General features: G+C 48.3%; 2 protein-coding genes and 1 pseudogene. 2 read left to right on the forward strand and 1 reads right to left on the reverse strand.

Going from position 1 to position 3294, the window contains the following annotated elements:
- Together PQQ51_RS34125 and PQQ51_RS34130 are read left to right on the forward strand one after the other, a co-directional pair.
- Positions 1-635, forward strand: a 635-nt coding sequence (locus PQQ51_RS34125; RefSeq protein ID WP_408501592.1) for a hypothetical protein, incomplete at its 5' end; no start/stop codon positions are given.
- A 507-nt stretch (positions 636-1142) separates the two neighbouring features.
- Positions 1143-2099 carry a PIN domain-containing protein gene (locus PQQ51_RS34130; RefSeq protein WP_408501593.1) on the forward strand — a complete coding sequence of 319 codons (957 nt, stop codon included), beginning with the start codon at positions 1143-1145 and terminating at the stop codon, positions 2097-2099.
- Positions 2100-2595: 496 nt separating this feature from the next.
- Here PQQ51_RS34130 and PQQ51_RS34135 read toward each other — a convergent pair.
- Positions 2596-3294 (reverse strand): annotated as a pseudogene (locus PQQ51_RS34135) (hypothetical protein); the annotation flags it as partial.

Here is a 3294-nt window from a genome sequence, read left to right on the forward strand (position 1 = left end):
CACTGGGACATAAGTACTCGCTAAAGCGAGGATTTGGGCAGTCTATTTCTGGGCTTGGAATTGAAGTGGTTGCACAGCCTCTTCTGGCATTTGGTGGATCTCTCGAAGATGCGTCGCGCGGTAAGAATACGATCTTTGACAGAAAAGCTGCTTACAACCGAGCGTTCGAGGGCAAATCTGCACGCCACATTTTGTTTGTCTATGCGCTAGCTTTAGCGATCGACCATATTCGGCTCGAACTGAAGCAGCTAAACGAGGAAAAGAAGCTCACCAAGGCGCAAGAGAAACAACTTCGTATCGCCCGCAGTGTACGGTTCAAGTTCTTCTTCATGGCAGTGGTCTCTGCTTGCCTTGAAGAGGTCGTTGGGCGAAAGATTGATGTTGAACACGCTAGCTTCACCAAAGTCGCATCGAACAGCAAGTCTTTTACGGTTGAAGAGTTAGCTATTAAGTGGCTGCCAGTCGCCAAGTCCATCTTTGCGCTAATGTCTGCCCGTATCGGCGATGACCCGCTGGAGGCTTTATCTGACTCAGCCCGCGTCGGAAAACTCGCCGAGGAGATTGGAGCCATGGCCAACGCCGCGCAGTTGGCCGAACAGGCCGGCATCAAGGAGTTCATCGACATTTTGGGCTAGCAACCGTAGAAAAATAAGCCATAAGGCGGGAGCCCCAGGCTCCTGCTCCCTATATGTCGAACCTCCAGCACGCTCGTCAAATGACGACTCATTGCTCCTCATCAGACGATCCCATACCCATTGCCCGGCTAGCTGCGCCAGTGCTGACCTCGCCGTGAAAGCGATTACGGCTCCCGCCAACCCAAGCCCGATTTTCGATATTTTCATTTGCATTGGCCCCGGCACTCATCGGTAGCGTCGATTGTGGGACGATTGTCGACGATTTGACAGAGGGAGTCGACTGGCTGTCACTCCGACCGCGGCCCTATGCGGCCGGCTCAAGTCGACCCATTTCTGCCGTCAGTGCCTCATGAGCCTTGTCCGTTGTGCAGCGATTGCTGTTGTTCATGCCTTCAGGTCGAACTGTTGTTTTCAGCCAGATAGCAGTCGTAGCGCCCTGACCGGGGGGGGGCTGTTGAGGGGCCGGAGCCAGCTCCCGTATCATTTAATCACCAGAGAGGAATAAAGATGACAAAACTTTTTGTAGACACGAATATCTATCTTGATTTTTATCGGGCCGCGAGTGATAGACTATCTTTATTTGATGAGCTAAAAAAACTGAAAAACACCCTCATCATTTCAGAACAAGGATATAGAGAGTTTCAGCGGAATAGAACATTGCAACTAACTAAGCTTGGCGCTGAGATCGAGAGAACCTCATCTATTTCCATATATACCACAGCAGTGGTACAAGACATGGTTGAGCATCAGGAGGCAACCCGTCTTCAATCACAGGTTCGTAAGATTGGAAAAGAGTTGAAGAGCAAGATTGAGGCAATGCTAGAACCTAAGCCGGGAGACGACCCGGTGTTTGATGCATACGACGATCTAACTAAAACCTGCGACTTTATAGAAACGAAAGAAGAACTGATTGCCAAAGCTAAAACGCGGAAATTATTAGGAAATCCGCCAACCTCACCTGATAGACATTCGGTTTGCGACGAGCTATTGTGGGAAGAGTTGATTTCATTCTGCGATGAGGATTTGATAATCGTATCAAACGATAAGACGTTCACGGAAAACAAGAAAATTCTTAGGGATGAATTTTCTAAGATCAATCCTGGAAAAGACCTGAAGATCGTCAAATCCGTGAGCGAGGCTCTAAAGATTCTAGGCGCAGTTTCGGATCGCTTAGAATCGACAGAAGCTGAAGTGGATTTCAATATAAAGCAACTCCTATCAAAAATGGCTGACACCATAATGGATATTGCTATCAGAAAATCATCTCCAATAATTTTAGAGGGCGATCATAGGTCATTAACTTTAATAATCAAGAACATCAGATTGGGCCGGCAAAGTCTTGATAAAAACGATCTTCTTGATGCGATAGCGGAACTCACGAAAATGAAGCTAATTGAAGAAGTCGGCAATGGTGTTTATGAGCTAACCGAAAGTGGTCGCGCCTATGAGCCGTTGGACAACTGAAGTCTGTTGATCAAACAAATATCGTAACGTCGTGGTAGCAAGGTGTGCGATGACTAGGCTGCCATTCAATTTTCTCAACAAGGGACGTTCCGCACACCGACTTACAGGTGAACGAATATTCGCTTTCACTCGCTTTCACACTGAACGTCTCTGCCCTGCGCGATCACTCGAATTACTTTTAATGCATCAGCGTTGCGCGAACCACGCGCCGCTCGGCTTGAGATAAAGCAATATGGTTGCCGACACGTTCACGACCTATATGAGGCGAAAACGATAGTAAAAGAACCTATCTGCCTGTCTGAAATAAATTGATCACTACATTGGTATCGCATGAGTACGCATCGCGCACTCGGCAGGAGCTGGATTCGCAAACTGCTGATGGTCGCCTGCAATGATTTACCAGCCCACAAGACATCACCTAGCGGATTCAAACCGGTTACCGTCATCGCTAGCTTTTTCATTCATTGGGATCGAGGTAGGCCCGAAAGTTGCGTATTTACTGCGACAAATCCGTCGCAGCATGACTCCACTTGACCAACCAGATATCTGTAGCCCTCCTGCACAGCCGGACACAATTCACCGGATCCTTACGGATTTTGGGAGTTAACCCTTTGTCGATGCCGTCAAGCCAAGCCGTCAACGCACGGTAAGTGGACTCTACTTCAACTTCTGCTGTTAGATTAAGTAGCTCGGTTAGCGGCGATTCATGCAGCCATTCGAAATTGGGCCAAACGTTCCATATTTCGAATTGATCTTCGTCCGGTAGGACGTTCGTATTTCCTTGATATCTTATTAGCCCCGCGTCGTGTATGTCGCGCGAAAGAAACTTGATGTCTAATCGTTCTAGGCGGGCCCTTCGTGCCGAAAGTACCTGATCAAATCTTCCCCAACCCAGTTCGAGTTCTTCCAACGCGACGGTAAATGGGCACATATATTGGTCTCGGTACCGCCAGTCTTCCGGGTGAACCATCACCCAGTGAGATTCCCACCCACCTTTGATAAGCTCCCAGTTACATTGACATGAGCCATGTCGCGCCTTGAGTAGATCCTGAAACTGGGTTTTTTGTTTTACAAACTCAGGGGGGGCTGCCCAAACAGCACTGATGCGTTTGTAGAAATTAAAGATAAGCTCAAAGGGACAACGTGCCGTCGCACGTGTTAGTTCCATCTGGGTTTGCTCCGGAAAGCGGAAAAT

It is taken from the genome of Paraburkholderia xenovorans (assembly GCF_046030735.1).
In the GTDB taxonomy this organism is placed as follows: domain Bacteria; phylum Pseudomonadota; class Gammaproteobacteria; order Burkholderiales; family Burkholderiaceae; genus Paraburkholderia; species Paraburkholderia xenovorans_A.